Below are 15,971 nucleotides of genomic sequence, written 5' to 3'. Positions count from 1 at the left end.
GGGCTCGGCTGCTAGTCCGCCACCTCGTCGGCGATGTGCTTCGCGATCTCCAGCGCGCTGGTCGCCGCCGGTGAGGGCGCGTTGAGGACGTGCACCTGGTTCCGCGCGGTCTCGATCAGGAAGTCGTCGACGAGCGCGCCGTCCGGGCGCAGCGCCTGCGCGCGGACACCGGAGCCGTGCCGCACGATGTCGTCCTCGGTGACGGCGGGTACGAGCCGCGCGAGGCTTTCGGCGAAGCGGCGGCGGGAGAACGAGCGGCGGACCTCGTCGAGCCCGGTCGGGTAGGCGTACTTGCGCGCGAGCCGCCAGACGCCGGGGAAGCGGGCGACCTCGGCGAGGTCCTTCGCGGAGATGTCGCGCCAGGTGTAGCCCTCGCGGCGCAGCGCGAGCACGGCGTTGGGGCCGGCGTGCACGCTGCCGTCGAGCATGCGGGTCAGGTGCACGCCGAGGAACGGCAGCGACGCGTCCGGGACCGGGTAGATCAGGCCGCGTACGAGGTGACGGCGTTCGGGTTTCAGTTCGTAGTACTCGCCACGGAACGGCACGATCCGCGCGCTCGGGGTGAGCCCGGCGAGCCGCGCGACGCGGTCCGCGTGCAGGCCCGCGCAGTTGACGAGCGCGTCCGCGTGGATCACCTCGTCGCCGGTCGCCACCTCGACCCCGCCGTCGCGGGCCGGGCGGATCCCCAGCGCGGGCGTGCCGAGGCGCAGGTCGGCGTCGGACTCGTCGAGCAGGCGCACCAGCGCGGTGCAGACGGCGGGGAAGTCGATGATGCCGGTGGATTCCACACGCAGCGCGGCGACGCACGACACCTCGGGTTCGTACTCGCGGGCCTCACTCGGGGTGATCAGCTTGGCCGGGACGCCGTTGGCTTCGGCCCGTTCGGCGAGCACCTTCAGCGCCGGAAGCTCGGCTTCGGAGGTCGCGACGACCAGTTTGCCGCACACCTCCACCGGCACCCCGTACTGCCGCGCGAAGTCCACAATGGACCGATTGCCCGCGGTGGACATCCTCGCCTTGAAGGAACCCGGCTTGTAGTAGAGCCCCGCATGCACGACGTTGGAGTTGTGCCCGGTCTGGTGGGCCGCCCAGCGGTCCTCCTTTTCGAGCACCGTGACGTCCAGGCCTCGTTTGGTCAGTTCCCAGGCCACGGCGAGACCGACGATCCCGCCCCCGATGACTACGACTGTACGCACGATCGACCAGGCTACCCGGAGCGCTACCTGACAGCTGTCAGGTTAGGTGGTAGCGTACCTAACCGATGTCAGGTAAGCGCTTGAGCAAGGACGAACGCCGGGAACGGATCCTCGCCGCGGCGGCGCGGGTGTTCGCCGCGTCCGGTTACGACGGCGCCGGGATGCGCGAGGTCGCGACGGCGGCCGGGATCAGCACTCCCGTGCTGTATGACCACTTCCCGTCCAAGGCGAAGCTGTACGCCGGGCTGCTGGAGTCCGAAGTGGACAGTCTGCTGGCAGGCTGGGCCGAGCTGCCGCCGTCGGAAACCACCGAGGAACTGCTGCGCGGCCGGGTCGACGCGATCTTCGCCTGGATGGAGACGAACGAACGCGGCTGGCGGATGATCTTCGCCGAGACGCCGTCCGACGAGGGTGTCGCCGAGGTGCACCGGCGCGGGCAGGCCAGGGCGACCGGACAGCTGACCGAGGTGTTCGCGCAGGTCCCCGCTCTGGCGCTGACCGCGGACCTGCCGCGTGAACGCGCGAACGAGGTACTCGCCGAAGCGGCGAAAAGCGCACTGAACGCCATCGCCACCTGGTGGTGGAGCAACCGCGACATCCCGCGGGAGCAAGTCGTCGCGCTCACGGCCGATCTGCTGTGGCGCGGCCTGGGAGCCCTGATCCAGGAGGAAACATGAGCATCGAAACCATCGAGCGGTACCGCCGGGCTCTCGAGACACGAGACGTCGAACTCGGGCTGAGCGCCTACGCGCCGGACGCGGTGGTGCGTTCACCGCTGACCAGCCGGGTCCGGTTCACCGGGCACGCGGAACTCCGGCCGCTGCTGGAAGTCGCCTTCTCGCATCTGCGTGACGTCCGGTTCGGCACCGACACCGGCGACGCGTCGACGCGCGTGGTCGTCTACACCGCGCGCATCGGTGACGAAGAGGTCGAAGAGGCGGCGGTGCTGAAGCTCGACGAGGACGGGCTCATCGCCGAAGCGACGTTGTTCGTGCGCCCGCTACCCGGCCTCGTCGCGCTCATGGACGCCTTCGGTCCCGACATCGCACGCCGCAACGGCCGCACCTTCGCGGCCCGGCTGCTGAGCGTGGCCACCAAACCGTTGCTGGCCATGGTGCGGTCGGGCGACCGCCGCGCCGTCCCCTTGGCCGGGCCCCGCCCCTGACCGCATTCAGAGGACTAAACGCGGGAGGGTCGTCGGGGTCTCCGAGGACCTTCGGCACACCGCGCAGCGTGAACAACGCGCTGATCGCCAGCAGTGCCATGAGCCCCGCCGAGCACAGCATCATCAGCTGCAGCCCGTCGACGAACGCCAGTTTCGCGTTGGCCAGTATCAGCGCTCCCTGCTCAGGCGGCAACTGCGCCGCGACCTGGACAGCACCGCCGAGAGTGTCCGAGACCACCTCGGGCTGCACTCCAGCCGGGATGACCAGTTCGCTCCGGTAGAGCGCGCCGAGCACACTGCCCAGCACCGCGATCCCCAGCGCCCCGCCGAGTTCGGTCGCCGTCTCGGAGATCGCCGCGGCCACGGCCGAGGGTCATCGCGTCACGCCGAAGGTGAGTTCCGGCGAGTGACGCGCGGTGCCGTTCTCGCCGTCGCCGAGGTAGAACCGGGTGCTCATGGTGCGGGCCGCCGGGTCGAGGACGCTGCGCCACAAGGTCCGCCACGGCGCGCCCGGTTCGATCGCGAAGGACACCGCGTCGAGCGCGTCACGCGGTCCGGTGCCCGCCTCCTCGGTGAGCGTGCGCAGACGCTGGTAGGTGCGGAAGGTGTCCGGGGTGTCCTCCGGCAGCGCGTCGAGATCCGGGTGCCGGTGCAGCGGGTGGTTCGTGACGCACAGCGGCCCTTCCGCGACCTCGACGAAGTACTCGACGTCGTGCTCGCCACGCTCGTAGACGAAACCGCGTCCGGAGGCGTCGGCGACGATGTAGTGGCAGGGCGCACCGTGCGCGTACTGCTTGGCGAGCATCAGGGCTTCTTTGGCTTCGTCGACGTTCTCGCACGTGTCCAGCAGATATCGGCATACCTGGGTCACCGAGAGGCCCGCCTGCGGGCCGGGGTCGTCCGCCGGCGGTGCCGCCGTTTCGACGTCGGCCATCAGCAACGCGACGACGAGCCCCGCCTCGTTGACACCTTCCATTCCTCCGTCCATTGTGGACATCGAGAGCGACGTCGACGCGATGCCGTCGTCGGGGATCGTGGTCAGGAAGTAGGGCCGCGAAGCCATCGGCACGGTTCCGTCGTCGACGGGTTCCGCACCCGCCATCACCGCGCCCAGCTGGCTCCAGCTCAGGGTGAAGAAGTCGTAGTTCCGGCCGAGCGCGCTGCCCGTCCACAGCGCCGAACAACCCGAACCGGCAGGCAAGGCGCTGGCGTTGTCGAAGGAGACCGCCGCGTCGGCCGAGAAGCCGTAGGCCTCGGCGAACCCCGCCATGCGTCCGGCGTACTGCGGCCAGTTCCTGGCGAACCAGGTCCGCCGCGCCTTGGCGACGATCGGATCGATCGGCGGCGGCGTCCAGTCCGAGAGCGCCTTCGTTTCGGCGCCGAGGGCGTGGCCGATCTCGGCCTGTGTGCCGCGCAGCGTCAGCTGCCGTACGGCGAGGAAGTCTTCAGGAGATCCCGCGAGGTAGGTCATGGCCGGGAGCGTGGCCGTCGCCGCTGACCGGCCACGCACCAGTCGCTGACGGCCTGTCCTTGCTTGTCATCGGAATGTCATGTGCACCGCGCGAAGCTTTCGGCACCAGGAACGAAAGCGAGGGATTCCATGCTCAGCAACAAGGTGTACATCATCGCCGGTGGTGTCATCAGCGTTCTCTTCGTCGCGCTCGCGATGGTCGAATTCTCCACCGGTTACCCGGACGACGGCCTCCAGGACCTGTTCTACGCCGCCCTGAGCGCCGGCGCGGGCGTCCTGCTGTACGTCCTCGACCGCCGTCAGCGCGAGCGCCGCGCGGCCGCCGAAGCACAGCGTGATGCCCGATGAGGAACATCGACGGCGGTTTTCTCGCCGCCCCGGACCAGGCCGCGCTCGAACAGCGGGAGCGCGACATCCGCAAGGGCAAGCTCGCACTGGCCTTGACCGTCGTCGGCGGCTTCGTCACGCTGATCGCCGGTTACCAGGTCTTCGAGGACTTCTCCCCGGGCTCGCTGGTGGTGACGATGCTCGCGCTGGCCGTCGCCGTCGGCGGCGGGATGCTCACCAAACAGCTGAACCGCAACGTGCGGTTCCGGGTGCACAAGCCGAATGCGGGGCTGGTCGCTGCCGCGAAGCTGACCGGAATCCTGGTGGTCTTCTTCGCGATCGCCGCCCTGCTCGGCTCGATCGACGCTCCCGGTCCGCTGCGTCTCATCCTGATCGCCGGTGTCTGCGGCGCCCTCGCCTACGTGCGATCGCTGCACGATCAACAGTGGGTGCTCTTCGAACTGGACGCGGTCGGCGTCCGGGTCGAACGGACGGTCGTGCCGTGGCGCGACGTCACCCGGCTCACCATCGATCCGGTCGGCCCCGGCATGACCCGGCTGGGCGCCGTCCCGGTCAACTCGGAGCCGCTGTACGTCGCGGTGCAGGACAGTGAGCTGGACTCGCGGCTCCTGACCGAGGCCGTCGCCCGGTTCGCGCCGACGGGGGTCCTGCTGACCGGCGTTCACAATCCCGCCAGTTGAGCGGCGTTCCGCAGGCCGAGTCCCCGGCGGTAGGCCCGGTCGAAGTCGTCACCGAGCCGCTCCCGAACGGTCGCCCGGAGCAGGGCGGCGTCCAGATCGACGGCGGACGGGGTGCCCCTGACGGTCACCGCGGCGCCGATCAGGACCGCCGCCTGCTCGGGATCGTCCCGGAGCAGCGCGACCCCGGCGAGGCCTTCGACGGCGCAGGCGAGGGTGGTGCTGTCGTGCCACCGGTCCGCCGAGACGAGCGCCGCCCGGTGCAGTTCCTCGGCACCGTCCGCGTCGCCCTCGGCGGCCATGACCCAGCCCAACGAGATCCTCGCTCCGGTGCGGACCCCTTCGGCCGCGAAGGAGCCGCCAGGGCACTCCGAAAGAGCGAGTTCGCTCAGCGCGCGAGCCGTCGCCAGATCGCCTTCGTGCCGGGCGAGGAAGGCGAGCCCGATGTACCCGGCCGCCCGGCTTTCCGGCATCCCGGCGCGACGCGCGATTTCGATGGCGAGTTCGAAATCGGCCCGCGCCCCCGCCGCGTCGCCGTACAGCAGTTTGCTGCCGCCGCGGCGGCACAGCAGGTCCGCGTTGTCGTCCGCGGCCCCGAGTTCCCGCATCAGCCGGAGCGCCTCGTTCATCGTTTCGAGTGCTTCCGCCTGCCTGTCCGTCCAGATCAGGATCTGTGACAGGTGATCGAGCGCCATCGAGAGACCCCAGCGTTCCCCGAGACGGCGGAACGCCGCGGCCCCTTGGCGCAGGAACTCTTCCGCCGGTTCGAGTTCGCCCCGCATCAACGCGCGGAGGCCGTACCCCGTCGGCGCGAGGGCGAGACTCCAGGCGTCGCTGTGCGCCAGCAGGGCCTGACCGCGCTTGATCAGCGCGTCGTCGTCACCGGGCGGACCGGTCACGACCCCCATCAACAGCAGCAGCGCCGGATTCCGGGGCGCCTTGGCCAGGTCGCGCGCGAGGTCGTCCACGGCCGGTAAATGGTGGTCGAGGGCTTCGTGGCCGCGGAGACCGGCGGCGGCGTTGAGCACGCACAGCTGATACTCCTCTTCGAGCCCCTCCGGCGGTCGTGTGCCGAGCCGTTTGACCACTTCCACGCACAGCGTCGAGCCTTCGAACCGGCGCCCGCGCATCCACCAGTACGTCACCATCGAGGCCGAAAGCCGCAGCGCGATCCGCGTGTCCGCCTCGGCCGACCACCGCAACGCGGCCAAGAGGTCGTCGTAGGCGTCGTCGACGCGCTCCAGCCAGATCAGCTGATCACCGGTGCGGATGAGCGGATCGGCCTTTTCGGCGAGGGCGAGGAAGTGCTCGGCGTGCGCGCGTCGTATCCGCTCGGTCTCGCCGGATTCGGTGAGCTTTTCCGCGAAAAAGGCTCGGATGGTTTCGAGCATCCGGTACCGGTTTCCGGCGCGCTCGACGAGTGATCTGTCCACAAGGGACGGAAGCAGCTCCTCGATGTCCGGCACGGCGCAGACCGCCTCGGCGTCGGCGAGGGTGGTGCCGCCCGCGAAAACGGTCAGCCGCCTGCCGAGCCGCCGTTCGTCCTCGTCGAGCAGATCCCAGCTCCATTCGACGACGCCGCGCAGCGTGCGATGCCGGTTCTCGGCGACGCGGCTACCGCGGGAGAGCAGGGCGAAGCGGTCATCCAACCGGCTGGCGATCTCGCCGACCGGCAGGGCCCGGACGCGGGCGGCGGCGAGTTCGATGGCCAGCGGCAGCCCGTCGAGCGCGGCGCAGATGCGCTGGACGTCGCCCGCGGTGGTGTCGTCGACGGCGAAGCCCGGGTCGGTGGCCCGCGCGCGATCGGCGAACAGCCGCACGGCGGCGAACTCCAGCGACCGCGCGGGCGGCGTCCCCGGCGGCGGCACGGTGAGCCGGGGCACGGGGGAGACGACTTCGCCGGTGATGCCGAGCGGTTCGCGGCTGGTGGTGAGCACGCGCAGTGCCGCGGCCGCGCCCAGCAGCCGCGCGATCAGTTTCGCGGCCGCGTCGACCAGATGCTCGCAGTTGTCGAACACCATCAGCAGCGCCCGGTCGGCCAAGGCGTCGATCAGCCGCTCGACGGGTTCGTTCTCCACCGGGGCGGTCGCCACGCCGAGCGGGGTGGTCCGCAGGCCGAGCGCGGTCAGCGCGGCGTGGGCGACGTCGGCGTCCTCGGTGTAGGGCGCGAGCCCGACGAACACCACGGGCAGGTCCGCGACGGCCGCGACCTCGACGGCCAGCCGGGTCTTGCCGGTCCCGCCGGGGCCGGTCAGCGTCACCAGCCGGGAGCGGTCCAGCTGGCCGAGTACGTGCCGGAGGTCGCCTTCGCGCCCGATGAAGCTGGTGAGCTGTGCCGGGAGCGGCGTTGTCGCCTTTTTGGCGGGAGGCGCTTCTTTGGCGGGAGGGGCCTCGCCGCGCAGCACGGCCAGATGCGCGGCCGCGAGTTCCGGCCCCGGATCCGTGCCGAGTTCTTCGGCGAGGACGCGACGGGCGTCCTCGAACGCGGTGAGCGCGTCGGCATGGCGTCCGGCGGCGTGCAGCGCACGGATCAGCAGCGCGCGTGGCCGTTCGCGCAGCGGCTGGGTGGTGACGATCTCGCGAAGGGCGGTGAGGACGTCTTCGTGTCGTCCCAGCTTGAGATCCGCTTCGGCGCGGTCCTCGATCGCCGACGTCTTCAGTTCGTCGAGCCGCGTGACCTGTGGCTCGCGGAACGGCGCGTCGGTGATGTCCGCGAAGGCCGGGCCACGCCAGAGACCGAGAGCGTCGCGAAGCAGTTCGGCCGCCTTCGTGGCGTCTCCCGCCGCGAGGATGCGACGTCCTTCCGCGGCGAGCTGTTCGAACCGGTGGACGTCGACGTCGGCGGGATCCACGGCCAGCCGGTAACCCGCCGGAGTGAATTCGACCGGCGCGAGATCCTTCAGCGCGCCGCGCAGCCGGGAGACCTGCGATTGCAGCGCGTTCGCCACTCCTTCGGGTGGTCGTTCGCCGTAGAGACCGTCGATGAGCCGCTCGGCCGGGACGACCCGGCCCGCCTCCAGCGCGAGCAACGCGAACAGCGTCCGGACCCTGGGCCCGCCGACCGGTACGAGGGCGCCGTCCGCACGGCGCACCTCCGTCGCCCCCAGAACGCCGAATCGCATGAGCTAGAGAGTAGGACGTCGTTGACCTGGGCGGATCCAGCCCGCCCGAACTACGCCGATCGGCGTCTATACACTTCGCCGGGTCCCCACGCAATGGGAGTGGTATGTCTACGCAGGAACCTGTGGTCCTCGGTCAGCCGACCGTCGGCGACGAAGAACTCGCCGCGGTGGCGGAGGTGTTCCGGTCCGGCTGGCTGGCCGGCGCCGGTCCCGCGTGCCGCCGTTTCGAGGAACGCTTCGCGAAGACCGTCGGCACCGCGCACGCGCTGACCACCAGCAACTGTGGCTCCGCACTCTTCCTCGGGCTGCGTGTACTCGGTGTGAAGCCGGGTGACGAGGTCATCGTCGGCGACTACACCTTCCCCGCCACCGGCCACGCCGTGCTGCAGGCGGGTGCGACCCCGGTGTTCGCGGACATCCGCCCGGACGTCTGGAGCGCCGATCCGGCGTCGATCGAAGCCCTGGTCACCCCGCGTACGGTCGGCATCCTCGCCGTCGACGTCGCCGGGCAGCCCGGTGACTTCGACGAATACCGCGCCATCGCCGACAAACACGGCCTGTGGCTTTTCGAAGACGCCGCCTGCGCCGCGGGCGCCACCTACAAGACCCGGCCGGCGGGCAGCCTCGCCGATCTGGCCGCGTTCTCCTTCCACGGCCGCAAGGGCATCACCGCGGGCGAGGGCGGCGCGCTGGTCTCGGACCGCGAAGACCTCATCGCGCACGCGCGCAAACTGCACACCTACGGCATCGAGCCCGCCATCACCCGCGAGGGTTCCCCGGAGGCGGGGGTGGGCCCCCGAAGGGGGGCTGGAATCAACACAGCGTTGCCGATCCCGGAGTTCCACGAGCTGGGCTACAACTTCCGGCTCTCGGACGTGCAGGCCGCGATCATGAACGTTCAGCTGGACCGGCTCCCGGATCTGCTCTCGGCCCGCCGTTCGGTGGCCAAGCGCTACCACGAGACGTTCGAAAACCTGCCCGGCCTCGACGTCCCGGTGGAACTGCCGGACCGCGAGCACCCCTGGCAGGCCTACATCCTCACCGTGGCCCCGGAGATCGACCGCGACGCGCTCGCGCTGCGGATCCGCGAACAGGGCGTGCAGTGCAACTTCGGCACCTACGCCTCGCACCTCCAGCCCATCTACGGCAAGAAGCAGACCTTGCCGGTCTCGGCGGACCTCTTCGCCCGTCATCTCGCCATCCCGATGCACGCCAACCTCACCGATGCCCAGGTCGACCGGGTCATCGAGACCGTCAGCGCCGCACTGCCGAGCTAGGAGAGAAATGCCCGACAAGAAGGTCCTCTTCACCGGGGGCGGCGGTTTCATCGCCGCGCACGTGATCCCGATGCTGATCGAAGGCGGCTACACCGTCCGTATCTTCGACAACATGACGCGCGGCGACCGCGCGAGGGTGAACGAGTTCATCGCCACCGGCAAGGTCGAACTCGTCGAGAAGGACGTGCGATACGGCGGAGCCGTGCGCGAAGCCATGCGCGGCTGCACGCACGTGATCCACTTCGCCACCGTGTCGATCAACAAGTCGGTGGCAGACCCGCACGAGTCCATCGACATCAACATGGTCGGCAACCACAACGTCTTCGCCGCCGCGGCGGACGAGGGCGTCGAGCGCGTGGTGTTCGCCTCGACCGCGTCCGTCTACGGCGACCCGAAGCGGCTGCCGATGCACGAGGACGACGAGCTCAAGCCGCTCACGCCGTACTGCATCTCGAAGCGCGCCGGCGAGGACATGCTGGGCTTCTACGAGCGCACCAAGGGCCTCTCCTGGAACGCTCTGCGGTTCTTCAACGTGTACGGCCCCGGCCAGAAGATCGAGGCCTACTACACCTCGGTGATCAACCACTTCATCCAGCGCCTGCGCGCCGGTCAGCCGCCGGTCATCGACGGCCGCGGCGACCAGTCGATGGACTTCGTGCACGTCACCGACCTCGCCCGCGCCGTCGTCGCCGCGCTCGAATCGGAGCAGGCCAACCTGCCGATCAACATCGGCACCGGGATCGACACCTCGATCGCGACGCTGGCGAAGATCCTCATCGACGCTGTCGGCGTCAACGTCGAGCCGCTGTTCAACGAGCGTGACGTGCTGGTATCGCGCCGGGCGGCGGACATCACCCGTGCCCGCGAGATCCTCGGCTGGGAGCCGAAGATCTCCGTGGAAGAGGGCATGCACGAACTGGTGAAGGCTTCGGAGTGACTGCCGGCCCAGGGGAGAGCCGCGCCATGCGCATCGCGGTCGTCAACAACTTCTTCCCGCCGCGGGTGGGCGGAAGCGCGCATATGGCGGCGTCCCTGGCCGAGCAGTACGCGGCGCGCGGGCACGAGGTGCTCGCGATCACCGCGGCCTACGCCGACGCCCCGGCCGACGAGACGAAGGACGGCTACCGCGTCGTCCGCCTGCCCGCGGTGAAGATGCCGCAGCTGGGCCTGTCGATCGACTTCGACATGAGCTTCGCCTCGCTGCGGCCGGGGAACTGGCGGCGGCTGTGGAAGCTGCTGAACGAGTTCGAACCGGACGCCATCCACCTGCACGGACAGTTCTTCGACCTGTCGTGGCTGGCCGGGTTGTACGCGCGGCGGCACAAGCTGCCGATGCTGCTGACCATCCACACCCTGCTGATCAGCGACAACAAGCTGTACGGCGGCGTGTTCCGGTTCCTGGACACCGTGCTGGTGAACCCGATCCTGCGCTATCTCAAGCCGCGGTACGTCATCCTCGACAAGCTCGGGGTCGATTACTGCGTCGAGCGCTACGGAACCAGCGACGCGAACTCGGACTACTTCCCGATCGCCGTCGACACCGGCAACTTCGAGAAGCCGCTCACCCTCGACGTGCGTGCGGAGCACAAGCTGGGCGACGGTCCGGTGATCGTGTCGCTCGGCCACGTGATCCCGCTGCGCAACCGGCTGCCGCTCGTCGAGGCGCTTCCGTCCATTTTGGACAAGCACCCCGATGTGAAGGTCGTCGTCGTCGGCCGGGTCTACCACGACGTCTTCCTGAAGCGGGCCGAAGAACTCGGCGTCGCCGACGCCATCATCGTCACCGGCGCCGTGCCGAAGGCGGACGTGCCCGCGTACTTCGCCGCCGCCGACATCGTCACGCACGACCTCAACGGCGGCTGCGGCACCGCGTCGCTGGAGGCGATGCTGTCGGGCACCGCGACCATCGCGTCGGTCACCGAGGACAACTACCCCGGCATCGAACTGCGCAACGGCGAGAACATCCTGCTGGTGCGGCCCGACGACAGCGAGGCGGTCGCGAACACCGTCATCGAACTGCTCGACGACCCGGAGAAGCGGGCTTTGGTGGCACAGCGGGAAAGCGCGATGGTGCGGGCCAACTTCGGCCTCGACGTCGTCGCCGACGAACACCTGCGCACCTTCGAGAAACTGGTGACCGAGGCCGATGTTCTTCGATGACGAGCGCAGCAACCGGCTGCGTCCGCAGATCCTGACCGAACTCGTTTCGCAGTACATGAACGACGCCGAGCGCGCGAAGTTCTACGGTCTGCCGGAGACGACGAGGGTCCGCGAGCGGGTCAAGATCATCAGCCCGGAGAACCTGAAGATCGGCGAACACTGCTGGATCGGCGAAGGCGCCGCGCTCGACGCGAGTGGCGGGCTGGAGATCGGCGAGCACACCAGCATCGGCCTGAACACGCTGATCTTCACGCATTCCAGCTGGCTCGCGAACATGACGCTGCAGAACCACTCCGGCAGCGACCTCATCGAGCGCAAGCCGGTGAAGATCGGCAAAGGCTGTTTCATCGGCGGCCTCGTCGTGATCATGGCGGGCGTCACGATCGGCGATTTCGCCACCGTGCAGCCGAATTCCGTGGTCGCCAAGGACGTCCCGCCGCGGACGCTCGTCGCGGGCAACCCCGCGCGCGTGTTCCAGAAGTACGACGACGAGTACATCCAGTCCGAAATGGAGCGTGTGCGCGGCGAGAACGCGCGGCGGCGCGCGCTGGCGGAGGAGCGCGGGGACACGCCGGGATCTTGGGGCGCTCCGGCAGGCGACTTCACGGAGTAATCGCCACCGCAAAGGGTGATGAACCGTCCTTTGTGGCGACATACGATCGGCTTGATGAACCCCGTGAACCTCGCCGACTGGGCGTCCATGCCCCAGAACCGGGCTGAAGTGGTCAGCGGTGTGCTGGTCCAGCCACCGCTGCTGGGTACGCTTCACCAACTGGCCGTGGGTCGGCTCGCCTATTGGTTGGACGAGCGGCTCCCGGATCTGTCCGCCTTCGCCGGAGTCGAGTTGTTGCTCGCCGAGGCGCCGCTGACCATTCGCGTACCGGACGTCGTCGTGACGAGTTTGACGGATTCGAACGTTCCCAGGGTGGCACCTGAAGATGTGCGGCTGGTGATCGAGGTTCTTTCCGAGGGCACGGTCCGCACCGACCGGGTCACGAAATTCTCCGAGTACGCCGAAGCCGGAATCGAGCACTACTGGATCGTCGATCTCGACGACCCGCCGAGCATGATCACCTATCGCCTTGTTGACGGCGAGTACGAGAACTTCGGTGAGCACACCGGCAAGGTGAGCCTCGACTTCGATGGCACCCCGATCACGCTCGACCTCGACGCGCTCACCACCCGGCACGCGTAGCGCCCCTGATCAGCCCTCGTGAGTAGTAATGACGGTCCTATTGGGGGTAAGGCAAACGTGTCGTGTCTCGGGCGAGACGGCAAGTCACGCCTTACCGAAGTACATGAAGGTCCCCTTCCTTGCGCCTAGCGCAGGGTCCCGGCAAAGTCGCATAACTGCTGGTCGGCTCCGCCGCTAGAGCGGGACAGGGCGAACGTGTCGTGGTGGCCTCGGCGGGAGCGGGCTCACGCAAAGGGCCTCACCCGGCTTCTGACCGTCCATAAGGGACACTTTTCAAGTCAAATGTGACCGGTTTGGGAGACTTGCACGGTTTTGAGAAGGGGTCGTGAGTGATTTGGGTCGTTCTAACCCTCATTATCACTCACGACCCCGCGTCGAAACGTGCATAACGGCATCAATCGGACATCTGATCGCCCAGTGGTGTCCCTTGTGGACAGTGAAACCTCTCCGGCGTCCAGAATCAGGCCTGCCCTACCTCGGCTCGCCCTTGATCCACCACCGATGCGTGCGGCCTAGCGCAAGGAAGGGGGCCTTCATGTACTTCACGACCGGCCGCCGAGATCACAGCCGTCCACTGTCACCAGGGCTCACATCCGACGGTAGCGAAAGCCTCCTTCACTACCGTCAGAGTAGGCAAGGAGGCCTTCACTACCAGAAGAACGCCTACGCAGGAGCGACAGCAGCCCCACGCCACGACACGTTCGACTTACCCCTCAATAACTGTCCTTACCACTCACCAGGCTCGCGTCCGGCCACTAGGCTCACCCGGGGAGTTTCCGCGTGAAGGGTGTCTGATGAGGTTCAAGCGGTTCGGTGCGTCCCTGCTGGCCGCCGGGGTGACCCTGCTGGGTGCCGCGACCCCGGCGATGGCCCACTCGGAGCTGAAGAGCAGTGATCCGGAGAGGGGCGCTTCGCTCGCGGCGCCGCCGACGCAGATCAAGCTGACGTTCTCCGGCCCGGTCACCCTCGCCGAGAACCCGATCCAGATCACCGGGCCCGAGAACGCGTCATGGACGGTCGGCCGGGCGGAGGTCGCCGGAACCGTCGTCACCGCGCCGGTACAGGCCGTCGGGCCCGCGGGCGAGTACACCTTGCGCTACAAGGTGACCTTCGAGGACACGCACGCCGCGAGCGGTTCGGTGAAGTTCAACCTCAGTGCCCCGGTCGCGCCGCCGTCCTCCAGCAGCGCTGCGGCTCCGGCGAGCAGTGCGGCACCCGCGACCGGCGCCACCCCGGCCCCGCAAGCAGAGGAGACCACTCCCGAAGGCCTGTTGCCGGTCTGGGTGTGGATCGTGCTCGCGGCCGCCGTGGTGGTCGCCGGTCTCGTCGTCGCGTTGCGCCTCACTCGACGCAAGAACTGAGCTCAGCCGTGGCCGACGTCGGGGTTGCCCAGGGGCAGCTTCTTGCCGGAGGCGTCGAAGGCGGCCAGCTTCAGCGGGTCGGCGGCGGAGTCGAACCAGAACACGACGATGTTCGGGTCCACGCTCCAGGCGGCCTGGTGCGCGGTGACGGCCTTGCCGTTCACCTTCGCGGTGATCTTCGCGGCCGGGCCCGCGTAGTAACCGAAGGCCGGGATGCCGTTCAACCCGCCGGACACCGCGTGGAAGCCAGGGGACTTGTCGGGGCCGGAGAACTCGTTGGTGACGGTGCCGGCGGTCACCTCGCCGTCGGCCGACCGGTGCCCGGCCATGATCCCGAAGGTCGTCTGCGGAAGCTGTGCGAGGTCGATCTTCACGCCGTAGAACACCAGCTCACCGCCATCGCTCTGGACGCCGGTGCCGATGACGTCGCCCCACGGCGTGTTGGCCGGTTCCTCGGCCGTCCGCACCGGGGCGGCCACCTCCACGACCTCCGCCGCCGCGACGGGCGCAGGTGCCGGAGCGGGGGTCGCGTTCGCGGTCAACGTGCTCGAAAGGACGACAGCGAGACCGGCGGCCGCGATCCCGCCGCCTGCCAGCATCGTCCGCTTCCCGGGTGATTTCATGTGCAGTGCCTCCCAGTGGTCGAAGATCATGCGAAGACCTCTACGGGAGAGCGGTCGAAAAGGTTGAGGCAACCTTTCGGGTGGCCAACCGTCGAACGGAGATGAGGACCAGCGTGGCTCGCGGCGATGACGAGTTCGTCGAGTTCGTGCGGAACTCGTCGACGCGTCTGCAGCATGCCGCCTACCTGCTGACCAGCGACCGGCATCAGGCCGAGGACGCCGCACAGACGGCGCTCGCCAAGACGTACGCCGCCTGGTCACGGGTACGCCGCAAGGACGCCTACGCCTACGCGAGGCAGGTCCTGGTCAACCACATCATCGACGGCTGGCGGCGTCCGATGCGCGAGAACGCCACCGAGAAGGTCCCCGAACGGCCGAGCGGCGCGGACGTCGCCGGGGCCGTTGTCCAGCGGAAATGGCTGCTTGACGCGTTGCGTACGCTCACAGATCGGGAAAGAGCGGTTGTGGTGCTCCGGCACTTCTTCGACTTGAAGGAGTCCGACGTGGCCGGCGAGCTGGGGGTCTCGGTGGGCACGGTGAAGAGCACCAACTCCCGCGCACTGACGAAGCTGCGGATCACCGCGGAGGACGGCACGGAACTGATCGGGGGGCTGGGACGATGACCGACCTCGAGACGCTGCGCTCGGCTCTCCGGGAACCGCCTGCCGAGGAGTTCGCCGCACCCGACCTCGCCGCGATCATGACCAAGGGCAGGCGCATCCGCCGCCGTCGCCGTCTCGCGACCGGCGCGGGCGGGGTCGCCGCCGCCATGGTGACGGTGCTGGTCATCGTCGGCGCGGTGGCGCTGAAGGAACCGCCGCCCGACCGGCAACCGATCCCGCCGGCCGCGAGCGCGCCGGCCTCGCAGCCGCTTCCGGCGCCGGTGTCACCGGCACCGTCGGTCGCCACCACCACGGCGGCGGCGGCGGACCTGCCCATGGGCGACGTGATCCCGCTCGGCGTCCGCGGTGAGGGCGGCCGGGAACTGGTGATCTACGCGGCCGCGCTCGACGAGCCGGCCCTGCCGGACATCCACTTCAGTCTCCAGGTCGCCTACCGGAACGACAACGGCACCTTCGAGGCGCTCCAGAGCACCAACGAGTACAAGGGATCCGACCGGTCCTTCGGCTTCCACGCCACGGACGGCGGCGACCTGGTCCAGGGCACGTTCGTCCCCGTGTTCGGCTACTTCTCCGGTCCGGCGGCGCGGATCACCAGCACCGTACGGGGAAAGCCGGTCGAAGCGAAGACGGCCGTCTGGTCCGAAGACCCGGGGGTCGTGATCTTCTGGTTCGACCCGGCCGACGTGGACTCGGCGAGCGTCCTGAGCCGACTCGTCGCCTACAACGCGAAGGGCCAGCGCCTCACCAAATAAC

The 15,971-nt window shown here is 68.9% G+C and carries 17 protein-coding genes; 13 read left to right on the top strand and 4 right to left on the bottom strand.

The annotated features are described in order from the left end of the window. Window positions 1-11: 11 nt before the first annotated feature. Entirely contained in the window at window positions 12-1,196 is a 1,185-nt protein-coding gene (gene lhgO, locus ACZ7KI_RS23245) for an L-2-hydroxyglutarate oxidase (RefSeq protein ID WP_470275195.1), read from the bottom strand. Between the two features lie 65 nt (window positions 1,197-1,261). Here lhgO and ACZ7KI_RS23240 point away from each other — a divergent pair, with 65 nt between their 5' ends. The 3 genes from ACZ7KI_RS23240 (at window position 1,262) to ACZ7KI_RS23230 (ending at window position 2,642) form a co-directional block, all read left to right on the top strand. Next, window positions 1,262-1,873 (top strand): TetR/AcrR family transcriptional regulator, encoded by a 612-nt coding sequence (locus ACZ7KI_RS23240; protein ID WP_470275194.1) that lies wholly within the window; start codon window positions 1,262-1,264, stop codon window positions 1,871-1,873. Next, window positions 1,870-2,361: a nuclear transport factor 2 family protein gene (locus tag ACZ7KI_RS23235; protein WP_470275193.1), complete on the top strand. Its 492-nt coding sequence runs from the start codon at window positions 1,870-1,872 to the stop codon at window positions 2,359-2,361. The genes ACZ7KI_RS23240 and ACZ7KI_RS23235 overlap by 4 nt, the downstream gene beginning before the upstream one ends. A 68-nt stretch (window positions 2,362-2,429) precedes the next feature. Beyond that, window positions 2,430-2,642, top strand: coding sequence for a hypothetical protein (locus ACZ7KI_RS23230; RefSeq protein WP_470275192.1), 213 nt, complete (start codon window positions 2,430-2,432; stop codon window positions 2,640-2,642). A gap of 92 nt (window positions 2,643-2,734) precedes the next feature. On the opposite strand, the gene ACZ7KI_RS23225 is transcribed toward ACZ7KI_RS23230, so the two are convergent. After that, window positions 2,735-3,832: a C45 family autoproteolytic acyltransferase/hydolase gene (locus tag ACZ7KI_RS23225; RefSeq protein ID WP_470275191.1), complete on the bottom strand. Its 1,098-nt coding sequence runs from the start codon at window positions 3,830-3,832 to the stop codon at window positions 2,735-2,737. Window positions 3,833-3,961: 129 nt separating this feature from the next. Between ACZ7KI_RS23225 and ACZ7KI_RS23220 the strand changes: the two genes are divergently transcribed. After that, window positions 3,962-4,180, top strand: coding sequence for a hypothetical protein (locus tag ACZ7KI_RS23220; RefSeq protein ID WP_470275190.1), 219 nt, complete (start codon window positions 3,962-3,964; stop codon window positions 4,178-4,180). Beyond that, complete coding sequence (locus ACZ7KI_RS23215) at window positions 4,177-4,860, top strand: hypothetical protein (RefSeq protein WP_470275189.1); 684 nt, start codon at window positions 4,177-4,179, stop codon at window positions 4,858-4,860. The genes ACZ7KI_RS23220 and ACZ7KI_RS23215 overlap by 4 nt, the downstream gene beginning before the upstream one ends. Here ACZ7KI_RS23215 and ACZ7KI_RS23210 read toward each other — a convergent pair. Continuing rightward, window positions 4,842-7,979, bottom strand: a complete 3,138-nt coding sequence (locus tag ACZ7KI_RS23210) for an AfsR/SARP family transcriptional regulator (protein WP_470275188.1) — start codon at window positions 7,977-7,979, stop codon at window positions 4,842-4,844. The genes ACZ7KI_RS23215 and ACZ7KI_RS23210 overlap by 19 nt on opposite strands. Before the next feature lie 104 nt (window positions 7,980-8,083). On the opposite strand from ACZ7KI_RS23210, the gene ACZ7KI_RS23205 reads away from it, so the two are divergent. The 6 genes from ACZ7KI_RS23205 to ACZ7KI_RS23180 all read left to right on the top strand — a co-directional run bounded on the left by ACZ7KI_RS23205 (window position 8,084) and on the right by ACZ7KI_RS23180 (window position 13,972). Beyond that, window positions 8,084-9,256, top strand: a complete 1,173-nt coding sequence (locus ACZ7KI_RS23205) for a DegT/DnrJ/EryC1/StrS family aminotransferase (protein ID WP_470275187.1) — start codon at window positions 8,084-8,086, stop codon at window positions 9,254-9,256. Between the two features lie 7 nt (window positions 9,257-9,263). Further along, window positions 9,264-10,193: an NAD-dependent epimerase/dehydratase family protein gene (locus ACZ7KI_RS23200; RefSeq protein WP_470275186.1), complete on the top strand. Its 930-nt coding sequence runs from the start codon at window positions 9,264-9,266 to the stop codon at window positions 10,191-10,193. Between the two features lie 26 nt (window positions 10,194-10,219). Further along, entirely contained in the window at window positions 10,220-11,416 is a 1,197-nt protein-coding gene (locus ACZ7KI_RS23195; protein ID WP_470275185.1) for a glycosyltransferase family 4 protein, read from the top strand. Further along, the gene (locus tag ACZ7KI_RS23190; RefSeq protein ID WP_470275184.1) at window positions 11,403-12,029 is read left to right on the top strand and encodes an acyltransferase; all 627 of its coding nucleotides are present in this window, start codon (window positions 11,403-11,405) and stop codon (window positions 12,027-12,029) included. The genes ACZ7KI_RS23195 and ACZ7KI_RS23190 overlap by 14 nt, the downstream gene beginning before the upstream one ends. Window positions 12,030-12,083: 54 nt before the next feature. Beyond that, the gene (locus ACZ7KI_RS23185) at window positions 12,084-12,611 is read left to right on the top strand and encodes a Uma2 family endonuclease (protein ID WP_470275183.1); all 528 of its coding nucleotides are present in this window, start codon (window positions 12,084-12,086) and stop codon (window positions 12,609-12,611) included. A gap of 794 nt (window positions 12,612-13,405) precedes the next feature. Next, entirely contained in the window at window positions 13,406-13,972 is a 567-nt protein-coding gene (locus ACZ7KI_RS23180; protein WP_470275182.1) for a copper resistance CopC family protein, read from the top strand. Window positions 13,973-13,974: 2 nt separating this feature from the next. Here ACZ7KI_RS23180 and ACZ7KI_RS23175 read toward each other — a convergent pair whose 3' ends face one another. Then, window positions 13,975-14,625: a hypothetical protein gene (locus tag ACZ7KI_RS23175; protein ID WP_470275181.1), complete on the bottom strand. Its 651-nt coding sequence runs from the start codon at window positions 14,623-14,625 to the stop codon at window positions 13,975-13,977. Window positions 14,626-14,708: 83 nt separating this feature from the next. Here ACZ7KI_RS23175 and ACZ7KI_RS23170 point away from each other — a divergent pair, with 83 nt between their 5' ends. Both ACZ7KI_RS23170 and ACZ7KI_RS23165 read left to right on the top strand, forming a co-directional pair. Further along, window positions 14,709-15,218, top strand: a complete 510-nt coding sequence (locus ACZ7KI_RS23170; RefSeq protein WP_470275180.1) for a SigE family RNA polymerase sigma factor — start codon at window positions 14,709-14,711, stop codon at window positions 15,216-15,218. Next, on the top strand, window positions 15,215-15,970 hold the full coding sequence (locus tag ACZ7KI_RS23165; protein ID WP_470275179.1) for a hypothetical protein: 756 nt from the start codon (window positions 15,215-15,217) through the stop codon (window positions 15,968-15,970). Before ACZ7KI_RS23170 ends, ACZ7KI_RS23165 begins: the two co-directional genes overlap by 4 nt. Window position 15,971 lies beyond the last annotated feature (1 nt).

Source organism: Amycolatopsis sp. NPDC039088, assembly GCF_055598845.1.
The sequence above is the reverse complement of the archived record's forward strand: the minus strand, read 5'-3'. Positions and strand labels throughout refer to the sequence as shown.

What these genes read in the sequence shown, in the direction of transcription:
- ACZ7KI_RS23205 (WP_470275187.1), top strand. Translation starts at nt 8,084, where the DNA reads ATGTCTACGCAGGAACCTGTGGTCCTCGGTCAGCCGACCGTCGGCGAC.
- ACZ7KI_RS23185 (WP_470275183.1), top strand. Translation starts at nt 12,084, where the DNA reads ATGAACCCCGTGAACCTCGCCGACTGGGCGTCCATGCCCCAGAACCGG.
- ACZ7KI_RS23190 (WP_470275184.1), top strand. Translation starts at nt 11,403, where the DNA reads ATGTTCTTCGATGACGAGCGCAGCAACCGGCTGCGTCCGCAGATCCTG.
- ACZ7KI_RS23180 (WP_470275182.1), top strand. Translation starts at nt 13,406, where the DNA reads ATGAGGTTCAAGCGGTTCGGTGCGTCCCTGCTGGCCGCCGGGGTGACC.
- ACZ7KI_RS23210 (WP_470275188.1), bottom strand. Translation starts at nt 7,979, where the DNA reads ATGCGATTCGGCGTTCTGGGGGCGACGGAGGTGCGCCGTGCGGACGGC.
- ACZ7KI_RS23165 (WP_470275179.1), top strand. Translation starts at nt 15,215, where the DNA reads ATGACCGACCTCGAGACGCTGCGCTCGGCTCTCCGGGAACCGCCTGCC.
- ACZ7KI_RS23220 (WP_470275190.1), top strand. Translation starts at nt 3,962, where the DNA reads ATGCTCAGCAACAAGGTGTACATCATCGCCGGTGGTGTCATCAGCGTT.
- ACZ7KI_RS23225 (WP_470275191.1), bottom strand. Translation starts at nt 3,832, where the DNA reads ATGACCTACCTCGCGGGATCTCCTGAAGACTTCCTCGCCGTACGGCAG.
- ACZ7KI_RS23215 (WP_470275189.1), top strand. Translation starts at nt 4,177, where the DNA reads ATGAGGAACATCGACGGCGGTTTTCTCGCCGCCCCGGACCAGGCCGCG.
- ACZ7KI_RS23240 (WP_470275194.1), top strand. Translation starts at nt 1,262, where the DNA reads ATGTCAGGTAAGCGCTTGAGCAAGGACGAACGCCGGGAACGGATCCTC.
- ACZ7KI_RS23175 (WP_470275181.1), bottom strand. Translation starts at nt 14,625, where the DNA reads ATGATCTTCGACCACTGGGAGGCACTGCACATGAAATCACCCGGGAAG.
- ACZ7KI_RS23200 (WP_470275186.1), top strand. Translation starts at nt 9,264, where the DNA reads ATGCCCGACAAGAAGGTCCTCTTCACCGGGGGCGGCGGTTTCATCGCC.
- ACZ7KI_RS23195 (WP_470275185.1), top strand. Translation starts at nt 10,220, where the DNA reads ATGCGCATCGCGGTCGTCAACAACTTCTTCCCGCCGCGGGTGGGCGGA.
- ACZ7KI_RS23235 (WP_470275193.1), top strand. Translation starts at nt 1,870, where the DNA reads ATGAGCATCGAAACCATCGAGCGGTACCGCCGGGCTCTCGAGACACGA.